Below are 17583 nucleotides of genomic sequence, written 5' to 3' on the forward strand. Positions count from 1 at the left end.
CGCGCCCCCCCCCCCCCCCCACCCCCCCCCCCCCCCCGGGGGGGGGGGGGGGGGCGCCCCCCCCCCCCCCCCCCCCCGCCGTCGTACTTTAATCGGTGGGTCTCCGACGCGGAAAGAATCGGCCCGCAATCGCCGGGCACCCGCTGCCGTAACGAGCAGTTGGCTCCGAATTAACCGCTTGAAAGTCAGGTACCTGCCGGTAGTGTTTGATCCACCATGTTCACGCTGACCATCAACCAACGCGACAGCCGCGGCAACGGAGACCTCGTACCGCAGCTGCTCAAAGACCTGCGCCACATCCCGGCGTGCTTGGACTTTGACCGTTCGGTGGAGGACGAAGTCCAAGGCATCGTGGAATTTCCGCACCAGGCCGTGGATTCGGCGCTCATCGCCTTGCGGAGCGGACAGTGGTACGTGGGAATCGGCGTCGGACCGGTCAACGAACCCCTGCCCAACCAAATCAAAGACGCCTCCGGGCACGGACTGGTCTACGCACGCCGCGCCGTGGACCGCTTGCGGAATGGCAAGGAGCGTGTCCCCGTGGCCGTCGAGGGGCCCATCGCCGCACTTGCTGCCGAATCGGAGGCTGTGCTGCGGCTTCTGGGGCACATCGTGCAGCATCGAAGCGTTGCTGAGTGGCGCGTCCTGGACCTGCTGACGCCCGGCGTCCGTGGACAACAGAAGGCCGTGGCCCAGGAATTGGGCATCAGCACCCAGGCCGTGAGCAAGGCACTTGCCCGGGCCCAATGGGTGGAAGAGCACGCCGCCAGGCCGGCCGCAGCCCGCTTGCTGCAAATGATCCTCGAGGTTTACTGATTGCGTCGGCACGCCTTCAGCCATCCTGTACTCGACACACCCATTCCTCCCGGCCTACCTTGAGTCCATGATCTCCAGGGAAAAGCTTGGGCGGCTTCTTCCCGCTCTCAGGCAAGCTGTCACGGGCCACCGCCTCCTGTTTGCCGCCAAAACGGCCGTCGCCGCCGGACTGGCTTGGTACCTCGCACCGCTGATGCCCGGGCCTGCCGCGGCCTATCCGTACTACGCACCCCTGGGTGTCCTGGTCAGCATGCACCCCACCGTTGCGGCGTCCGCCAAGCATGGACTGCAAAGCCTGCTCGGACTCGGGCTGGGCATAGCGATGGCCTTCGCCGTGACCACCTTCACCACCCCGAACGCACTGGCGGTTGCCGTCGTCGTCGGCCTTGGCGTGGTCATCGGCGGTCTGCCACGGCTCGGCAGCGCCTCCGAGTGGGTCCCCATGGCGGCGTTGTTCGTGCTGGTGCTGGGATATTCGAATACGCAGGGCTTTTCATTCGCGTACGTCCTGCAAATGGGCATGGGAGTGGCAGTCGGATTCGCGGTGAACTGGCTGGTCTTCCCTCCCCTGCATCTTGAAGGCATTGATCCGGCCATCGACGGACACCAACGGGCGCTGTCCAAGCAACTCAGGGACATGGCCAGCGCCATGACGGAATCCTGGCCACCGGACCATGAGGAATGGGCGAGCCGCAGCGGCGAGCTAGCACGTACTGCGACCGACGTGCGGACAGCCGTCCAGGCGGCGAAGTTGAGCGCCAAGGCGAACCCGCGGTCCCGCCGTCGGGCCAGGCGCCTGCCCGGCGACCTGGCCGGTTTGCGCGCGATGGAACGGCTGACCTTTCATGTCCAGGACATCACGGATGTCCTGGCAAGCGTCATCTGGGAAGAGGACGCGGGGACGGTCATTCCGGAGGGGGTCCCGCCGCATTTGGCGGAGGCCCTCGTGGACGTTGCGGTGGCGATTCGGCAATGGAGGCATGGAGACGCCGAAGACTTCAAGAGCTCCCTCGAAGCGGCCCGGGACAGTGTGGCCGCACTGAGTGGCACCCTCACGGAGGCCGCGGCCGACCAAGCGTCCGTGAACGCCACCGCTTCGGTCGCGATGAGCCTGCGGCGAATCATCACCGTGGTCTCCGACGCCGTGTGAGCTGCGGTGGGCATCCGCCGGCCAGCCCCGCTGCGCTTCGGCCTGGTATGGCTGCGCCGGGACCCTGGCTACAACAGGCAGTTACTACAACAGGCGACGCAGGATGAGGGCCGCGCCGTCGTCGTAGACCGACGCGGTGACCTCATCCGCGACGGCGATGACTTCCTCGGGTGCCTGGCCCATGGCGACACCGCGCCCGGCCCAGCTGAGCATCTCGATGTCATTGCGGCCGTCCCCCACTGCCACTGTGTGGCGGGGGTGAGTGCCGAGCCTCTGGCGCAGTTGCTCCAAAGCACTGGCCTTGGTGACCCCGGCGGCCGCGATATCCAACCAAGCCGTCCAACCCACTGAGTAGGTGACCCCGGAGAGCCCGATCTTGCGAATGGCTGTGGAAAATTCTTCGGCGGTGTTCTCGCTGCTGAAGACCACTACACGCACCGCAGTGGCGTCCAGCATCGTCTGGAAATCCACGCCGATTGCCTCAACGCCGAAGCTGGCGTCCTGGAATCGCTCGGTGGAGAGGAAGTTTCCGTCCTCATCCTCGAGCGCGTACTTTGCGGACGGAAGCTGCTCGCGAAGTGCCATCAACGCCGGAGCGGGATCGAAGGTTGCCTTGTGAATGACCTCGTAACCTGCGTCCAGCTGGGGATCGAGGCGCAACGTGACGCCGCCGTTGCAGCACACGGCATAGCCGCGTTCCAGTCCGATCTGCTCAATGATGGGCAGGGTGGCATTCAACGAGCGTCCGGTAGCGATCAGGACATTGTGTCCGTGGGCGACCACAGCCCTTGCGGCCTCGCGGACACCCGGTGTCATGTGGCCATCGTGGTCGACGAGGGTTCCGTCGACGTCCAACGCGACCATGAGTTTGTGATTCGAATTCCGCTGGTCATCGATGCCAGCGACTGAGGTATCAGTCAAAATAGTCATGCCTCCAGTGAAGCAGACCCCACCGGCACCAGCTAGGACGAAGGCCACAGCAGGGGATTAACAAGCGGTGAATACTCCCAGATAGTCCACAGTGTGAATGTTAACTTGAGGCCCTGGCGCGCGGCCGCAGTCCGGCACGCAGGAGCTTCTGCCGAAGAAGGCCCGGCTGCTCCAAATCGGCCCAATTCCACCTGACTACGGTGATCCCCAACGCACGGATGCTCTCCTCACCCGGCTTCTCCTGTTGCCCGCCCTCGAATTCGCCCGCGATCAAGTGCTCCGGCCACCAGAACCCGGTCCGCGCAACGAACTGATCGGAATCGTCGGTGTGATGCTGGAGCGGCTGCTCAAAGCCAAGCAGCTCGATGACGGCCCTGCTGTACGACTCCCCCACTGAATCGGCCTTCGCGTTTGCCAAGCTCGCGATGCGGACTGCCCGGTGCTTGGTGGCATCAGCTACGATCCCGTCCAGTGCCAAGGCGATCTCAGGGTGCTCGATCAAGCAGGCATCCTGCCCGAGCGAACCCTGCTCCACCAGCATGCGTGCGATTCCGTCAGCTACAACCAGCGCCCTGCTGAAGGACGAGGTACACATGACGTCCATGGCCGTCTGCACCGGACTGGTGCAGGAAAACCGGCCGGAAACCACTGCCTCAGCGTCGCGTCGAAGGACGTAACGCATGGGATGGTTGCCTGTGTTCCGCGCTTTTTCGGCGAGCACGCTCTTTCCGTGGACCACAAACGTTGCCGGCCGCCGTCCGGTGGTCCGCTCGGTGGAAGTGGCCAGATCGACGAACTCCGGAGGGTGAAGCGTCGGGACGCCGAGCACGACGGCTGCGGACTCACCGCAAAACACGGACTGCTCGAATGCCAGGCCCACCGCCGCCGCGGACCACTCGAACCTCTGGGCAGGCGTCGCTTCCACCCAGGTGGAGGTTTTCACGTAATACCCGCGCCTCAGCCGGACGAGGCGGCCTGCCCTGAATGGACGGTAAATCACCGCTGTGGAGCCGGTGAGAGCAAGCCGCTCGGCCGAGATAATGATCTCCGGAGGGATGTCCATGGAATTACTCTCCATGGATCGTCGCGCGGCGTCAGCCGTCCTTTATCCCTATGTGGACAAACCAGGCTGTGGAGGACCGGTCCGAGCCGGCATTCCGGGGGCCACGGAATGCAGGAGGCTACAGGACGGGGAGCACCTCGAGCCCTCCAATGTACTTCTGGAGTGCCTTGGGGACGTTCACGGAGCCATCCGGGTTCTGGTGGTGCTCCAGGATGGCCACGATCCAGCGGGTGGTGGCCAGGGTACCGTTCAGCGTGGCCACGGCGCGGGTGCCCTTCGCAACGCCGTCCTCATTGACCGCACGCTCACGAATGTTGAGGCGACGGGCCTGGAAGGTGGTGCAGTTGGACGTCGAGGTGAGCTCGCGGTACGCGTTCTGGGTGGGGACCCAGGCTTCGCAGTCGAACTTCCGGGCCGCGGACATGCCGAGATCGCCCGCGGCGGTGTCGATCACACGGTATGGGAGTTCCACCTTCGCAAGCATTTCCTCTTCCCAGGCCAGGAGGCGCTCGTGCTCGGCAGCGGCTTCCTCAACCGTGGTGTAGATGAACATCTCCACCTTGTTGAACTGGTGGACGCGGATGATGCCACGGGTGTCCTTGCCATGCGAACCGGCTTCGCGCCGGTAGCAGGAACTCTGCCCGGCGTAGCGGATAGGCCCGGCGGAAAGATCGAGGATCTCGTCCGAGTGGTAGCCGGCGAGGGCCACCTCCGAGGTTCCCACAAGGTAAAGGTCGTCTTCGGCGAGACGGTAGATCTCGGCGTCGTGCTTTACATCGAAACCGGTGCCCTGCATGATTTCCGGACGCACCAACGTGGGGGTGATCATCGGTACGAAGCCAGCCTCGATGGCCTGGTCCATGGCCATCTGCAACAGTGCCATCTCCAGCCGGGCACCGACGCCGCGGAGGAAGTAGAAGCGCGCACCGGAGACCTTGGCGCCGCGTTCCATATCGATCGCGCCGATGAGTTCACCGATTTCCAGGTGGTCCTTCGGTTCGAAGTCAGTAAATTCGCGCGGGGTGCCGACCGTCTTGACCACCACGAAGTCGTCCTCGCCACCCTCGGGCACGCCGTCCTCAATCAGGTTGGGAATGACGCGGAGCAGCTCTTCCTGCTTGGCCTGGGCGGCGTCGGCTTCGGCAGAGGCAGCCTTGACCGAGTTGGCCAGTTCCTTGACCTCGGCGAGCAGCGCTTGCTTTTCCTCGCCCTTGGCCTGTGCCACCTTCTTGCCGAAGACGTTCTGCTCCGCACGGAGGTTTTCGTAGCGGATCAGTGCCGCGCGGCGGTCTGCATCGGCGGAAATGATCGCGTCCACCACGGACTCGTCGGCGCCGCGGGCGCGCTGGCTGGCACGGAACTTGTCCGGGTTTTCGCTGAGGTCTTTTACGTCGATCACCAGACTAGAGTATCGAATCAGCGCGCAGCTCCGCCGCCAGCGTCCGACGGCGGCAGGCACCCCCTGCCGCCGCGCGCCGCCGCACCTTCCGCGGGATAGGGTTGAAGCACCATGAGCAACTGGATCCTGTACGTGATTCTGGCTGGGGGCGTGGTCTTTGCCGTCTCCAGTTGGTGGGGCGTGCGCCGGCTCAGGGCCAGGCATACGCGCAGCGCCGTGCACGAAGCCGTGCACAAGCCCGAAGCCGGTTTGCAAAGGGTTGCCGTGATCCTCAACCCGGTGAAGACGAAAGCCGAGGATGCGCGGAGGATCATCCGGGAAGCCTGCCATCTTGCGGGCTGGGACGAACCCCGTTTCTTCGACACCACCGCGGACGACCCCGGCCATTCGCAAGCCAAGGCGGCTCTGGCGTACAGGCCCGACGTCGTACTTGTCGGCGGCGGCGACGGTACCGTGCGCGTGGTGGCTGAGGCCCTCGCGCACACCAACGTGGCGATGGGCTTGATCCCCCTGGGCACCGGAAACCTGCTGGCACGCAACGTGAACCTGGATGTCAACGATCTGCGCGGCAATGTCCACACGGCGCTCTTCGGCCACCAGCGCTACATCGACACCGCCCGGATGGCGATCCACAACGAGCGGACAGGCGCCTCTTCCGAGCATGCGTTCCTGGTGATCGCCGGCATGGGGCTGGATGCCGAGGTTGTGGGCGACACCAACGACGGCCTCAAAAAAGCAGTCGGTTGGCTGGCCTACACCGAGGCGGGCGTCCGCCACCTGCCCGGACGGCGCAAAAGGGTCACCATTGCCATGGACGACGAGCCCGAGCAGTCACGGAAAATCCGAAGCGTCTTGTTTGCCAACTGCGGCCTGATCCCGGGGGGCATCGACTTCATTCCCGGTGCCATGATCGACGACGGGGTCCTGGACGTTGTGGTCATGAGCCCCCGCAGCGCCATCGGCTGGATCGCGGTATATGCCAAGATCTTGTTCAAGCACAACCGGAACCTGCCGGTCATGAATTACTACCGTTCGGGCAAAGTGGTCATCAGCAGCAACGAACCGATGGCCACACAACTTGACGGCGATCCCTCGGGCGAGGCCACGCAAGTCACCGTCAAGGTGGAGCCGCGTTCCCTCCTCGTGCGCGTGCAATAACCGATGCCCGCGCAATAGCGCGACACGCTACTTGGCGTTCTTCGCCGCTTCCGTTGCTTTGTGTTCTGCCAAGGCTTTGGCAGCCGCGCGCGCTTCCGATTGCTCGCGAATCATGGCCTGTTCTTCTTCAAAGCGCAGCCGATCGGCCCGGTCGGCGTCGTCGCCGTCCCAGTCCTGGTTGTCCGCCTTGGGCTTGGGGTTGACGATCATTCCCTGGCCGCTGGTGTCATTGCTATTTCCCGACATGGCCCGCTCCCTCCGTTAGGGGCATGCGTCCATCAATTGTGGATCAAGCAAGCATACGCACAGTTTTATCCACGCGATAGGGGTTGAAGAGTCAATTATCCAACGCTTTGCGGGGGCGGATTCAGGCCGGTCAAGCGCCCGGTTCGCCACTCAGAATGCGACGAACCCAGGCATGTGCGGAGGCGAACGCGGCGTCGGAGGTATGCGGAGCCACCAAGGCTTTCTGCTCGTCCGCCCGCGCATAGGACCCCAGGAAGCGCGTGGCCGGGCTGATCCGGTGCAGACCTGCCAGGGCATCGGCCACCCGGGCATCCGAGGCGTGGCCGTCGGCGTCGATGCTGAAGAAGTAATGGCCCAGGTACTGGCCGGTGGGCCTGGACTCGATGCGGCTGAGGTTGACCCCGCGGGTGGCAAACTGGTCAAGGATTTCCATCAGGGCACCGGGGCGGTCTTCGGGCAAGGGCACGACGACGGTGGTCTTGTCCGCGCCGGTGCGTTCAGTCAATGCACCAGGACGGCTGACCAGGACGAAACGGGTCACCGCGCCAGGGTTGTCACCGATGTTCTCGGCAAGGATGTTCAGGCCCGGGCGTTCGGCCGCAACCAGGGGGGCGCAGATGGCGGCGTCATAGTGCGCATCGCCTTCGAGGAGCCCGACGGCGGCTGCCGCGGTGGAGGATCCCGGCACGTATTCCGCATTCGGGATATTTTCGTCCACCCACAGCCGGCATTGGGCCCAGGCATGGCCATGCGTGGAGATCCGGCGGATATCGGAGATCTTCACTCCGGGGCGGGCAACCAGCACGAACGTGATGGGAACGAGGGCTTCACGGATGATCCTCAGCTCGGTTCCGGTGGCAATGGCATCCAGGGTGGCGGTCACGCCACCTTCCACCGAGTTCTCGATCGGCACCATGGCTGCGTCCGCTTCACCCTGGCGAACCCTCTCCAATGCCGTGTTCACATTGGTGCAAGGCACCCTGTTGGCGTCGGCCGCGCCGGGGACTTGCAGGAGCGCAGCCTCGGTGAAGGTACCTTCCGGACCGAGGAAGGTGTAGGTGAGCGCGGATGCCGACATGTATATATTCCTTAGGTGTTATGCGTTGTGGCTACAGGACGACCGGCTTGAGGCCGTTTTCCGAAACCATCGGGCGGCCGGTCTCAAACCACATGTCCATGCCTCCCGCGATGTTGGTGGCGGTGTAGCCCTGCCCCACCAGCCACTGAACCGCCCGGAAGGACCGTCCGCCCGTCCGGCAGATGACATAGAGGTCATCGTCCGGATCAAGTTCGTCAAGGCGGCCCGGGATCTGGTCAAGCGGGATGTGAAGCGCGCCCTCGGCGTGGCCCGCCACCCATTCGTAATCCTCCCGGACATCCAGGATTTTCGCGCCAGCCGGAACATCGCCGACGGGCACGGTCTCGAAATCGCTCACGTGAGTTCCTTCCAGTTGATTCAGATCTCCAAATCAACACTAATACCGGAGCCCGTCGCCATCATCGCCGAGACCCGTAGGGCGCGGCAGGTTACGGTACTTCCTCACTGCGTCATCGCGGCACTAGTGTTGTCGCTAAATGTTCGCCGTTGCGGCGACCCGGGAACGCTCGAGGCAAGGAGACGGCACCATGGCTGCTGGCGAGCCCACCATCCTGGCAACCTCCGGCGGCTATAAGTCCGGTCATCGCACCAGGATGGAGTTCGACCTCCTGGTTCACCACGCCGTCGAACTTTCCGGGGTGAGCGGACGCGCGCCGCGGGTGGCGCATCTTGGCACGGCGTCCGGAGACCAGCGCTGGTTCGCCGCGGAACTGGACCAGGCCGCCCGGGTTTCGGGCTTCGATTTCACCCACCTGAACCTCTTCACCATGCCCAATTACGGCGATCCCGAGTCGTACCTCCTGGAGCAGGACGTCGTGTGGGTCAATGGTGGTTCCGTGGTCAATCTTCTGGCCGTGTGGCGTGCCCACGGGCTGGACGGAATTCTGAGGCGCGTCTGGGAACAGGGCGTGGTGCTGGCCGGAGTGTCAGCGGGCTCGATTTGTTGGTTCCAGGGTGGCACAACCGACTCCTACGGGCCTGAATTGCGCGCCGTGACCAACGGACTTGGCTTCCTCCCCTACGCCAACGGTGTCCACTATGACTCCGAACCGGGCCGCCGCCCGCTGGTCCACCAGCTGGTGTCGGAGGGCGTGCTGGGGGAAACACACTGCACCGACGACGGCGTCGGGCTCGTTTACAGGGGCACGGAACTCGTGGACGTGGTTGCCGAAGTCAGGGGCAAGGCCGCCTATCGCGTCACCGCGGCACCCGGCGAAGCGCCCGACGGCGAGGCCGCTGCCATTGAGGAGCGACTGGAGTCCCGCTTCCTTGGCTGACATCCATGAACTCGGCGCGGTCCAGCTGCGCCAGGCGCTGGCCACCGGTCAGCTCTCGGCCACTGAGGTTGCGGAACACTTCCTTGCGAGGATCGAACAGCAGAACCATATGCTGGGCGCGTTCGTCACGGTGACCGCGGACCAGGCCATGCTCGACGCCCGGGCCGCCGACGAAGCGTATGTTCGCCAGCGCCGCGGGGGCCCCGGGCTCCCCCTTCTTCACGGTATGCCGCTGGCCTTCAAAGACCTTGCCGATGTTGCGGGAGTCGTCACCACCCACGGCAGTGGAGCCCTGGACCGGAAGCCTGCCCCCGAAGACGGCGCCCTTGCCGCGGCACTCAAAGGCGCCGGCGCCATCTCACTGGGCAAGACCCAGGTTCCGGAATTCGGACTCACGGCCTACAGCGAGAACCGCATCGCACCGCCGTCGCGCAACCCGCACGCATTGAGCCGCAGCTCAGGGGGCTCGTCGGGGGGTAGCGCCGCCGCGGTTGCGGCGGGTTTGGTTCCCTTTGCGCCCGGGAGCGACGGCGGCGGGTCCATACGTATTCCCGCTGCGGCATGCGGACTGTTGGGGTTGAAGCCGGGCCGGGGCCTGGTGCCGGCCGGGGAAAGCGTGGGGGACGCGGCACGCTTGGTGGTAGCCGGACCGCTGGCCCTCTCCGCCCCCGATGCCGCGCTGATGATGGATGCCCTGGTGCCAGACGGAATCCGGCCGGAAGGGGGCTACCTTGCTGGGCTCGAGGAGGCGCCGGCACCCTTGCGCATCGGCACGAGCCTGGACAGCCCGTGGTCCACCGCATTTCCCTTTGCCCCGGAGCAGGAGGCCCTGGATGCCCTCGCCAAGGGCGTCGATCTACTGACGGGAGCGGGCCACTCGGTGTTCGACGCCGGGATCCGGTACGACAACCGTTACCCGGAAGCATTCACTACCGCCTGGACTGCCGGCGTCGGGAGCGCCCGTATCCTGCCGCATCGCGAAGCCCTGCTGACCCCGCTGACCCGGACCTTCCGGCGTCGGGCACAGCAACGCAGCGCCGCCAAGGTCAACGAAGCCCTCGGTTTCCTCCGGCAGTTCACCCACGACACGGTGGTCCAGTATGCACAATGGGACATCGTTCTGACACCGTCACTGGCACAGACTCCACGGCCCGTCGGCTGGTTCACCGGCTCCACACCCGGAGGCGAGCAATGGCCGGCTCCCGACTGGCCGGGCGACGCGGACGACGACTACCGCAAGCAATGCGAGTTTGCGCCGTGGTCCTCCATGGTGAACGTGTGCGGCCTGCCAGCGGTCACGGTGCCCGTTCATTGGACCGGCCCAACCCCTGGAACGGGACTTCCGATGGGGATCCAGCTCATCGGGAAACCGGGCTCCGAGCTACTGCTCCTGCGGCTCGCAAGGCAGCTTGAACTGCAGCAAAAATCGGCACCTATCGCCGGCGGATAGTTGCCTGAGGCATCTAAAAAATGTGACAATGCGCTCAGTCAATGTCACCATGGATCAGATGAGCACAACTCTTGACACGCGGACGCCCGCCAAAAACGCGGGCGATACGTCATTTTTCGGCCACCCAAAGATGCTGGCCAGCCTCTTCTCCGTAGAAATGTGGGAGCGTTTCTCTTTCTACGGCATGCAGGGCATCCTGCTTTACTACATGTACTTCACCGCGGACCATGGCGGACTCTCGATCGACAAATCGCTTGCGGCCGGACTGGTTGGCGCGTACGGCGGAGGCGTATACCTCTCCACGATCCTGGGCGCATGGTTGGCGGACCGGCTTTTCGGCTCCGAACGGGTACTTTTCGGTTCCGCGATCATGATCATGTCCGGCCACATCGCGCTTGCCCTCCTCCCCGGCATCCCGGGCCTGGTGGCAGGCCTGGTGCTGGTCGGCATCGGATCCGGTGGCCTCAAAGCCAACGCAACAGCGCTGGTGGGCACCCTTTACGGCGAGAAGGACGAACGCCGTGACGCTGGCTTCTCCATCTTCTACATGGGTATCAACGCCGGCGCCCTCATTGGACCGCTCGTTACCGGCTGGCTGCAGGAAAGCAGCGGCTTCCACTGGGGCTTCGGCGCAGCCGCAGTCGGCATGGCGATCGGCCTGGTCATCTACGCGCTCGGCCGAAACAAGCTCCCGGAAGAAGCCCACCGCGTCCCGAACCCCCTCCCCTCCGCACAGCGGAGCCGTTACGGGCTCATCTTCTTCGGCATCGCCATCGTGATCGCCGTGCTGTTGATGACCGGCGTGGTGAACCCCGGCAACCTGGCCAAGAGCATGGCCTACGCCGCCATCGTCGCCTCGGTGATCTATTTCACGCTGATCTTCCGAAGCAAGAAGGTCACGTCGTTCGAGCGCAAGCGTGTTGTCGCGTTCATCCCGCTCTACATCGCATCGGCAGCGTTCTGGGCCCTCTTCCAGCAGCAGTTCACATTCATTGCTGTCTACTCGGAGGAGAAACTGGACCGCAACCTCTTCGGCTGGGAAATGCCGGCAGCCTGGGTACAGTCCATCAACCCTGTATTCATCATCGTCTTTGCGGGCGTCATGGCTGCCCTCTGGACAAAACTCGGTCCGAAGCAGCCGGGATCCCCCGTCAAGTTCGCTGCCGGACTCTTCGTCATGGGCCTGGCATTCCTGGCCTTCATCCCGTTGTCCGGCGCCGGGAAGACCCCGCTGCTTGCGCTCGTGGGAATCCTGTTCCTTTTCACTTTGGCGGAACTGTTCCTGTCCCCCATCGGCCTGTCCGTGAGCACCAAGCTGGCTCCCAAGGCCTTCCACACCCAGATGGTGGCCTTGTTCTTCCTCTCGGTGTCTCTCGGCACCGCGCTGGCCGGTATCCTCGCCGGGCTGTACAACCCTGACAACGAACTGCCGTACTTCCTGGGCGTCGGCGGCACGGCCGTGGTCATCGCTGTGGCCTTGGCTGCCGGCGCGCCTGCCATCAAGAAATTGATGGGCGGCGTCCGCTAGTCACTTACCAGTCATGTAATCGAACTAGACCGCGACGGCGGCCGGTGCGTTCGGTGGGTTTCCCGCCAAGCGCACCGGCCGCCGTCGTCGTTGCTAGTAGTTGTAGTTGTAGCGAGAAGCCGTGGCGGCAAAAATCGCGATAAAGACCCAGAAAATGATCGCGCCGACAATTCCCAGATACCCCATCACAAGGCCCGCGATAGCCATGCCTTTGCCGGCTGGTTCCTTCTTGAGGGCCATGTGGCCAAGAATCACGGCGGCAATCTGCGGCAGGACAAAGAAGCCAAAGCCCACGAAGACAGCGATCCCGCAGCACATGCTCGCTATACTCAGGCCCTTGGGCTCGGCGGCCATGCCATAGTAAGCGGGCTGGCCGTAGGGGCTGGCCGGCTGCCCATACGGTGACTGGCCCTGCGGTGCCTGTGCATAGGGCGAGGCAGGCTGTCCGTAGGGGCTGGCGGGCTGCTGTCCGTAGGCGGGCTGGCCGTATTGGGCCGGGCCGCCCTGCGCCTGACCGTACGGTTCCTGCGACTGGTGCGGCTGCGGTTGCTGCGGCTGGCCGTAGGGGCCGGAAGCCGCCGGCGAGGCAAACGGCTGCTGGCCGTACGGGTTTTCGTCGGGTTGGGATGCGGGCGGAATGTACGACGGCGGTTCGTAGCCCTTGGGCGGTTCGTCGCCCTCGGGAGCGTTCTCGGGTTTAGCTGGCTGGTCAGTCATGGAATATCCCCCTTGCGAGTCTTTGTGCCCAGCCTACCGCCGAGCGCAGGCGCACATAAGCTCCCGAGCCCCGGCTTCCCAACCCCATGCCGCACTCCGGTAAACGGGCAGTGAATCTTCGCCGGTCCGGCGGAAATACGAAGTCACAGGCACCGCAATAGTGGGTTTTCTCTTCAAGCACACCGGACGGTCTGGCATGCTGGGTCAATGGCTAGCCGTGCGGGCACTGTTGCCCTTCCCCAGGACCTTGTAGACATCACCGCTCTTCTCGACGCGTACTACGACGTGACGCCGGATCTGAGTGATCCCGCCCAGCGCGTTGCCTTCGGCACCTCGGGGCACCGGGGGTCGAGCCTGAAGGCCTCCTTTAATGAAGGCCATATCCTCGCCATCACCCAGGCGATTGTGGAATACCGCGCCGGGCAGGGCATCACCGGCCCTCTCTTCCTGGCCAAGGACACCCACGGGCTCAGTGAGCCAGCGCAGAATTCCGCCCTCGAAGTGCTCGCCGCCAACGGCGTCAACGTACTGATCGACGCCCGCCACGGCTACACGCCCACGCCGGCCTTGAGCCATGCGATCCTGAAGTACAACAACGAAGCAGGGCCCGGGCAACCCCAGGCCGACGGCATCGTCGTCACTCCGAGCCACAACCCTCCGGCCGACGGCGGATTCAAGTACAACCCCCCGCACGGCGGCCCCGCCGACACGGACGCCACAGGCTGGATCGCCAACCGCGCCAACGAGCTCCTGGAAAACGGGTTGCGCGGCGTCAAGCGGATTCCGTTGAACGACGCGCTCAAGGCCGACGGCACGGGCAAGTTCGATTTCCTGAGCAGCTACGTGGACGACCTCCCGTCCGTCCTGGACCTCGATGCGATCCGCACCGCGGGCGTCCGCATCGGCGCGGATCCCATGGGCGGCGCCTCCGTGGACTACTGGGGTGAAATCGGGGAGCGTCACCAGCTCGACCTGACCGTGGTCAACCCCACCGTGGACCCGCAGTGGGCATTCATGACCCTCGACTGGGACGAGAAGATCCGCATGGACTGCTCCTCCCCGTCGGCCATGGCCTCGCTCATCAAGCGCATGTCGGACAGTGCTTCGGCCGGTACGGGCACCTTCGACGTCGCGACCGGGAACGACGCCGACGCCGACCGCCACGGCATCGTGACGCCGGACGGCGGCTTGATGAACCCGAACCACTATCTCGCCGTCGCGATCGACTACCTGTACCGCAACCGCACAGGCTGGAACCCGGAGTCAGTGGTCGGCAAGACCCTGGTCTCCTCCTCCATCATTGACCGCGTGGCTGCTGGACTGGGCCGCAAGCTCGTGGAAGTTCCCGTGGGCTTCAAGTGGTTCGTTCCCGGCCTGCTTTCGGGCGAGGGTGCCTTCGGTGGCGAAGAATCCGCGGGCGCCTCCTTCAACAAGCGTGACGGAAGCGTCTGGACCACCGACAAGGACGGCATCCTGTTGGCGCTCCTGGCATCGGAGATTACGGCAGTCACCGGCAAGTCGCCGTCGCAGCTGTACAAAGGCCTCACGGACAAGTTCGGCGCACCCGTCTATGCCCGGATCGACGCCGCGGCCACGCGTGAGCAGAAGGCCAAGCTCGGCAAGCTCTCCGCCGCGGATGTCACAGCCACCACGCTGGCGGGCGAGGACATCACCGCCAAGCTGACCGAGGCTCCCGGCAACGGCGCCTCGATCGGCGGCCTCAAGGTTGTCACGGAGAACGCCTGGTTCGCGGCACGGCCGTCGGGCACCGAGGACGTCTACAAGATCTACGCCGAGTCCTTCAAGGGTGCCGACCACCTCAAGCAGGTCCAGGAAGAAGCCAAGGCCCTTGTGGACGGCGTGATTTCCTAGCCCTCGCTAGTTTGGCTCTGCCGGGAGGCGCCAGAGCTTGAGGATTCGGCGAATGGTGTGGTTGCCTTCCGGCGCCATGTCCACCAGCGCGATCTGGTCGAGCACGACGGCGTCACCCGGCTGGGGGCGCTTGCCGTCGTGATGGGAGATATGCGGGCGGTAGTTCTCCATGACGTAGCGCGGGGTGGCTGCGCGCCCTCCGACGCTTGCCACGGCGTCGAACAATTCCTCGTGGAGGCCCTGCAAAAGGGGATGGTGCTCCACGAGGCTGACCGGAATGGAGCCTTGGTGACCGAATCCGGCGTCGGGTCCCACCGTGAGTTCCGCCCCCAGGGCGCCCATCGCGGGAGCCGTGACAAGCTCGCTGAGGCGGGCAGCGACGTCGTTATCCTCGGAGGGCTCGACGTCGAACCTCAAGAGGGTGATGTGCAGCGGCCAGTCACTGCGCGGGAAGACCATGCCGTCAGCCACGGCTTCGACGAACGCCACCAGAATCAGGTTCCGCATAGGGAAATTTTGCCACCGCACCGCCCTCCCAATCACAGATGTGAGCGGGCGTCGGCGGAAAAGGCGCCAAAGGTGAGCGAGCGTCGGTCGAGGAAAACCCGCGCTCACATATACCGCCTCAAACACCGACGCCCGCTCAGATATACCGCCTTAAGCGCGAACGCTCGCTCACAAGAGTGAGCGAGCGTCGGCGAAAAGGACGTCAAAAGTGAGCGGGGGTTAGACGGTGCGGACGACGTCCTCGTAGGCGAACTTCGGCTTGGCTTCGCCGAAGGCGTCGGGACCCGGCTGGCCGATGTTGACCACGAGGAAGCTCTTCTGGTCACCGGCAGGGAAGAACTCGGCGTCGATCGCAGCGAAGTCGGCACCGGTCATGGGGCCGGCGGCGAAACCGAGGGAGCGGACAGCGAGGATGAAGTAGCCGGCCTGCAGGTGGGCGTTGTTGTTGCCCGTGGTTGCGGTGAACTCGGGGTTGGCGTCGTACATGGCCTTCGGGGCGGAGTAGACGGGCAGGAACTTATCCCACTGCTCGTGCCAGGCGGTGTCATACGAGAGGACCGCGACCAACGGAGCAGAGGCGGTCTTGGCCTTGTTGCCCGGAGAGAGGGTCTCGACGAGCTTGGCGCGGGCCTCGTCCGAACGGACGTAGGTGACGCGCAGCGGCTGGGAGTTGAACGCCGTCGGACCGAACTTGGTCAGTTCGTAGATGGCCTGTGCTTGCTCTTCGGAAACCTCGCCTGCAAAGGAGTTGGCGGTGCGGGCTTCGGCAAAGATGGCGTCGACTGCTGCGGCGTCAATCACTGCTTCTTCGTGGGCGATCGTCATGCGCGTACCTTTCGCTGTGCCCGCAGCCATCGACGGCCGGGCGCTTATGCTTTCCATCGTTGCAACTTCAACTTCCCCCCGCCTCTTCCCGAGACGCCACGTGACGTTCCACACAGCGGAATCGGCAGGCCGTCCGGGCGGTAAGGTTGCACCCGGACAATCACAACTTTCAGGGAAGGCTCCCGTAGATGAGCATGCTCGGAACCAAATGGAAGCTGCACGGCGACGGCAAGACGATCCGGCCGGGCCACGTGGTGGCACCCGAGGAACGGCTGGCGTGGCCGCTGACCATCGGCGTCGGCATGCAGCACGTCGTCGCGATGTTCGGGGCCACCTTCCTGGTGCCCATCATCACGGGCATGCCGCCGGCCACCACGCTACTGTTTTCCGGCATCGGCACACTGCTGTTCCTGGTCATCACGAAGGGCCGCGTACCGAGCTACCTTGGTTCGAGCTTCGCTTTCATCGCCCCCATCCTGGCGTCGCAGCAGCAGTTCGGCGTTCCCGGCGCGCTCGGCGGAGTGGTGCTTGCCGGCGTCGTACTGGCTCTTGTCGGCGCGGTGGTGCAGAAGTTCGGCGCTGAGTGGATCAACCGGACCATGCCGCCTATCGTTACTGGCGCAATCGTCGCCCTGATCGGCCTGAATTTGGCGCCCGCCGCGAAGGCGAACTTCGACAAGGCCCCCGTCACTGCCCTCGTGACACTGGTGACAATCATCCTGGTGAGCGTCCTGTTCCGCGGCATTCTGGGCCGCCTGAGCATCCTGGTGGGCGTGATGGTGGGCTACCTCACCGCCATGACGCGCGGCGAAGTGGACTACTCCAAGATGGACGCGGCGTCGTGGATCGGGCTGCCGCACTTCCAGACTCCGGAGTTCCACCTCGGCGTCGTGGGCTTGTTCGTGCCGGTTGTCCTGGTGCTGGTGGCCGAAAACGTGGGGCACGTGAAGTCCGTGGCCGCGATGACCGGACGGAACCTCGACGACGTCTCAGGCCGCGCGTTGATGGCCGACGGCGTCGCGACGGTCCTCGCCGGATTCGGCGGCGGCTCCGGAACCACCACCTATGCCGAAAACATCGGCGTCATGGCAGCCACGAAGGTCTACTCGACGGCGGCCTACTGGGTTGCCGGCGCCTTCGCCATCCTCCTGAGTTTCTCGCCCAAGTTCGGCGAACTCATCGCCACCGTTCCTGCCGGCGTGCTGGGCGGAGCGGCGACCATGCTCTACGGAATGATTGGCGTCCTCGGCGTGAAAATCTGGGTGCAGAACAAGGTCAACTTCTCCAACCCCATCAACCTGACCACGGCAGCCGTCGCATTGATTATCGGCATCGCGGACTACACGTGGACCATCGGCGAACTGAAGTTCACGGGCATCGCCCTGGGCTCGGCCGCTGCCTTGGCGGTCTACCACGGCATGAAGGGCCTGGCCCGTTGGCGCGGGACGGTTGCCGAGCCGGAGATGGAGCACTAACCTCTCGGGTTCGTGCACAGGTCGTGTCCCCCAAGCGCGCTTTAAGGGACACGATCTGTACAGATTGCGTT

17 protein-coding genes are annotated in these 17583 nt (G+C 64.6%); 8 read left to right on the top strand and 9 right to left on the bottom strand.

Annotation, left to right across the window (positions count from 1 at the left end):
- Positions 1 to 216: 216 nt before the first annotated feature.
- Both BMF89_RS10290 and BMF89_RS10295 read left to right on the top strand, forming a co-directional pair.
- Positions 217 to 816, top strand: coding sequence for a MarR family transcriptional regulator (locus BMF89_RS10290; RefSeq protein ID WP_078106996.1), 600 nt, complete (start codon positions 217 to 219; stop codon positions 814 to 816).
- A gap of 67 nt (positions 817 to 883) precedes the next feature.
- A complete protein-coding gene (locus BMF89_RS10295; protein ID WP_078106997.1) occupies positions 884 to 1966 on the top strand; it encodes an aromatic acid exporter family protein in 1083 nt (360 codons plus the stop codon).
- Positions 1967 to 2050: 84 nt separating this feature from the next.
- Here BMF89_RS10295 and BMF89_RS10300 read toward each other — a convergent pair whose 3' ends face one another.
- From BMF89_RS10300 to serS, 3 genes are all read right to left on the bottom strand, one after another.
- The gene (locus tag BMF89_RS10300) at positions 2051 to 2896 is read right to left on the bottom strand and encodes an HAD family hydrolase (protein WP_078106998.1); all 846 of its coding nucleotides are present in this window, start codon (positions 2894 to 2896) and stop codon (positions 2051 to 2053) included.
- A 100-nt stretch (positions 2897 to 2996) separates the two neighbouring features.
- Positions 2997 to 3959, bottom strand: coding sequence for a hypothetical protein (locus BMF89_RS10305; protein ID WP_078106999.1), 963 nt, complete (start codon positions 3957 to 3959; stop codon positions 2997 to 2999).
- Positions 3960 to 4077: 118 nt separating this feature from the next.
- A complete protein-coding gene (gene serS, locus BMF89_RS10310; RefSeq protein WP_078107000.1) occupies positions 4078 to 5358 on the bottom strand; it encodes a serine--tRNA ligase in 1281 nt (426 codons plus the stop codon).
- A gap of 111 nt (positions 5359 to 5469) precedes the next feature.
- Here serS and BMF89_RS10315 point away from each other — a divergent pair, with 111 nt between their 5' ends.
- Positions 5470 to 6516, top strand: coding sequence for a diacylglycerol kinase family protein (locus BMF89_RS10315; protein ID WP_078107001.1), 1047 nt, complete (start codon positions 5470 to 5472; stop codon positions 6514 to 6516).
- A 27-nt stretch (positions 6517 to 6543) separates the two neighbouring features.
- Here the strand turns inward: BMF89_RS10315 and BMF89_RS10320 are convergent, their stop codons facing one another.
- From BMF89_RS10320 to BMF89_RS10330, 3 genes are all read right to left on the bottom strand, one after another.
- Positions 6544 to 6762: a hypothetical protein gene (locus BMF89_RS10320; RefSeq protein WP_078107002.1), complete on the bottom strand. Its 219-nt coding sequence runs from the start codon at positions 6760 to 6762 to the stop codon at positions 6544 to 6546.
- Between the two features lie 130 nt (positions 6763 to 6892).
- Positions 6893 to 7840: a prephenate dehydratase gene (gene pheA, locus BMF89_RS10325; RefSeq protein WP_078107003.1), complete on the bottom strand. Its 948-nt coding sequence runs from the start codon at positions 7838 to 7840 to the stop codon at positions 6893 to 6895.
- A 31-nt stretch (positions 7841 to 7871) separates the two neighbouring features.
- The gene (locus BMF89_RS10330) at positions 7872 to 8198 is read right to left on the bottom strand and encodes a rhodanese-like domain-containing protein (protein ID WP_078107004.1); all 327 of its coding nucleotides are present in this window, start codon (positions 8196 to 8198) and stop codon (positions 7872 to 7874) included.
- 190 nt (positions 8199 to 8388) lie between these two features.
- Between BMF89_RS10330 and BMF89_RS10335 the strand changes: the two genes are divergently transcribed.
- The 3 genes from BMF89_RS10335 to BMF89_RS10345 are packed head-to-tail and all read left to right on the top strand — an operon-like array spanning position 8389 to position 12116.
- Entirely contained in the window at positions 8389 to 9138 is a 750-nt protein-coding gene (locus BMF89_RS10335) for a peptidase E (RefSeq protein ID WP_078107005.1), read from the top strand.
- Positions 9131 to 10588, top strand: a complete 1458-nt coding sequence (locus tag BMF89_RS10340; RefSeq protein ID WP_078107006.1) for an amidase — start codon at positions 9131 to 9133, stop codon at positions 10586 to 10588. The genes BMF89_RS10335 and BMF89_RS10340 overlap by 8 nt, the downstream gene beginning before the upstream one ends.
- A gap of 28 nt (positions 10589 to 10616) precedes the next feature.
- Positions 10617 to 12116 carry an oligopeptide:H+ symporter gene (locus BMF89_RS10345; protein ID WP_078107007.1) on the top strand — a complete coding sequence of 500 codons (1500 nt, stop codon included), beginning with the start codon at positions 10617 to 10619 and terminating at the stop codon, positions 12114 to 12116.
- Between the two features lie 93 nt (positions 12117 to 12209).
- Here BMF89_RS10345 and BMF89_RS10350 read toward each other — a convergent pair whose 3' ends face one another.
- Complete coding sequence (locus tag BMF89_RS10350) at positions 12210 to 12833, bottom strand: DUF4190 domain-containing protein (protein WP_078107008.1); 624 nt, start codon at positions 12831 to 12833, stop codon at positions 12210 to 12212.
- 207 nt (positions 12834 to 13040) lie between these two features.
- On the opposite strand from BMF89_RS10350, the gene pgm reads away from it, so the two are divergent.
- Positions 13041 to 14705, top strand: a complete 1665-nt coding sequence (pgm, locus tag BMF89_RS10355) for a phosphoglucomutase (alpha-D-glucose-1,6-bisphosphate-dependent) (protein WP_078107009.1) — start codon at positions 13041 to 13043, stop codon at positions 14703 to 14705.
- 6 nt (positions 14706 to 14711) lie between these two features.
- Here pgm and BMF89_RS10360 read toward each other — a convergent pair whose 3' ends face one another.
- Both BMF89_RS10360 and BMF89_RS10365 read right to left on the bottom strand, forming a co-directional pair.
- The gene (locus BMF89_RS10360) at positions 14712 to 15212 is read right to left on the bottom strand and encodes a 2'-5' RNA ligase family protein (protein WP_078107010.1); all 501 of its coding nucleotides are present in this window, start codon (positions 15210 to 15212) and stop codon (positions 14712 to 14714) included.
- Positions 15213 to 15431: 219 nt separating this feature from the next.
- Entirely contained in the window at positions 15432 to 16037 is a 606-nt protein-coding gene (locus BMF89_RS10365; protein ID WP_078107055.1) for a malonic semialdehyde reductase, read from the bottom strand.
- A 188-nt stretch (positions 16038 to 16225) separates the two neighbouring features.
- Between BMF89_RS10365 and BMF89_RS10370 the strand changes: the two genes are divergently transcribed.
- A complete protein-coding gene (locus BMF89_RS10370; protein WP_078107011.1) occupies positions 16226 to 17512 on the top strand; it encodes a solute carrier family 23 protein in 1287 nt (428 codons plus the stop codon).
- Positions 17513 to 17583 lie beyond the last annotated feature (71 nt).

It is taken from the genome of Arthrobacter sp. SRS-W-1-2016 (assembly GCF_002009585.1).
GTDB lineage: Bacteria > Actinomycetota > Actinomycetes > Actinomycetales > Micrococcaceae > Arthrobacter > Arthrobacter bambusae_A.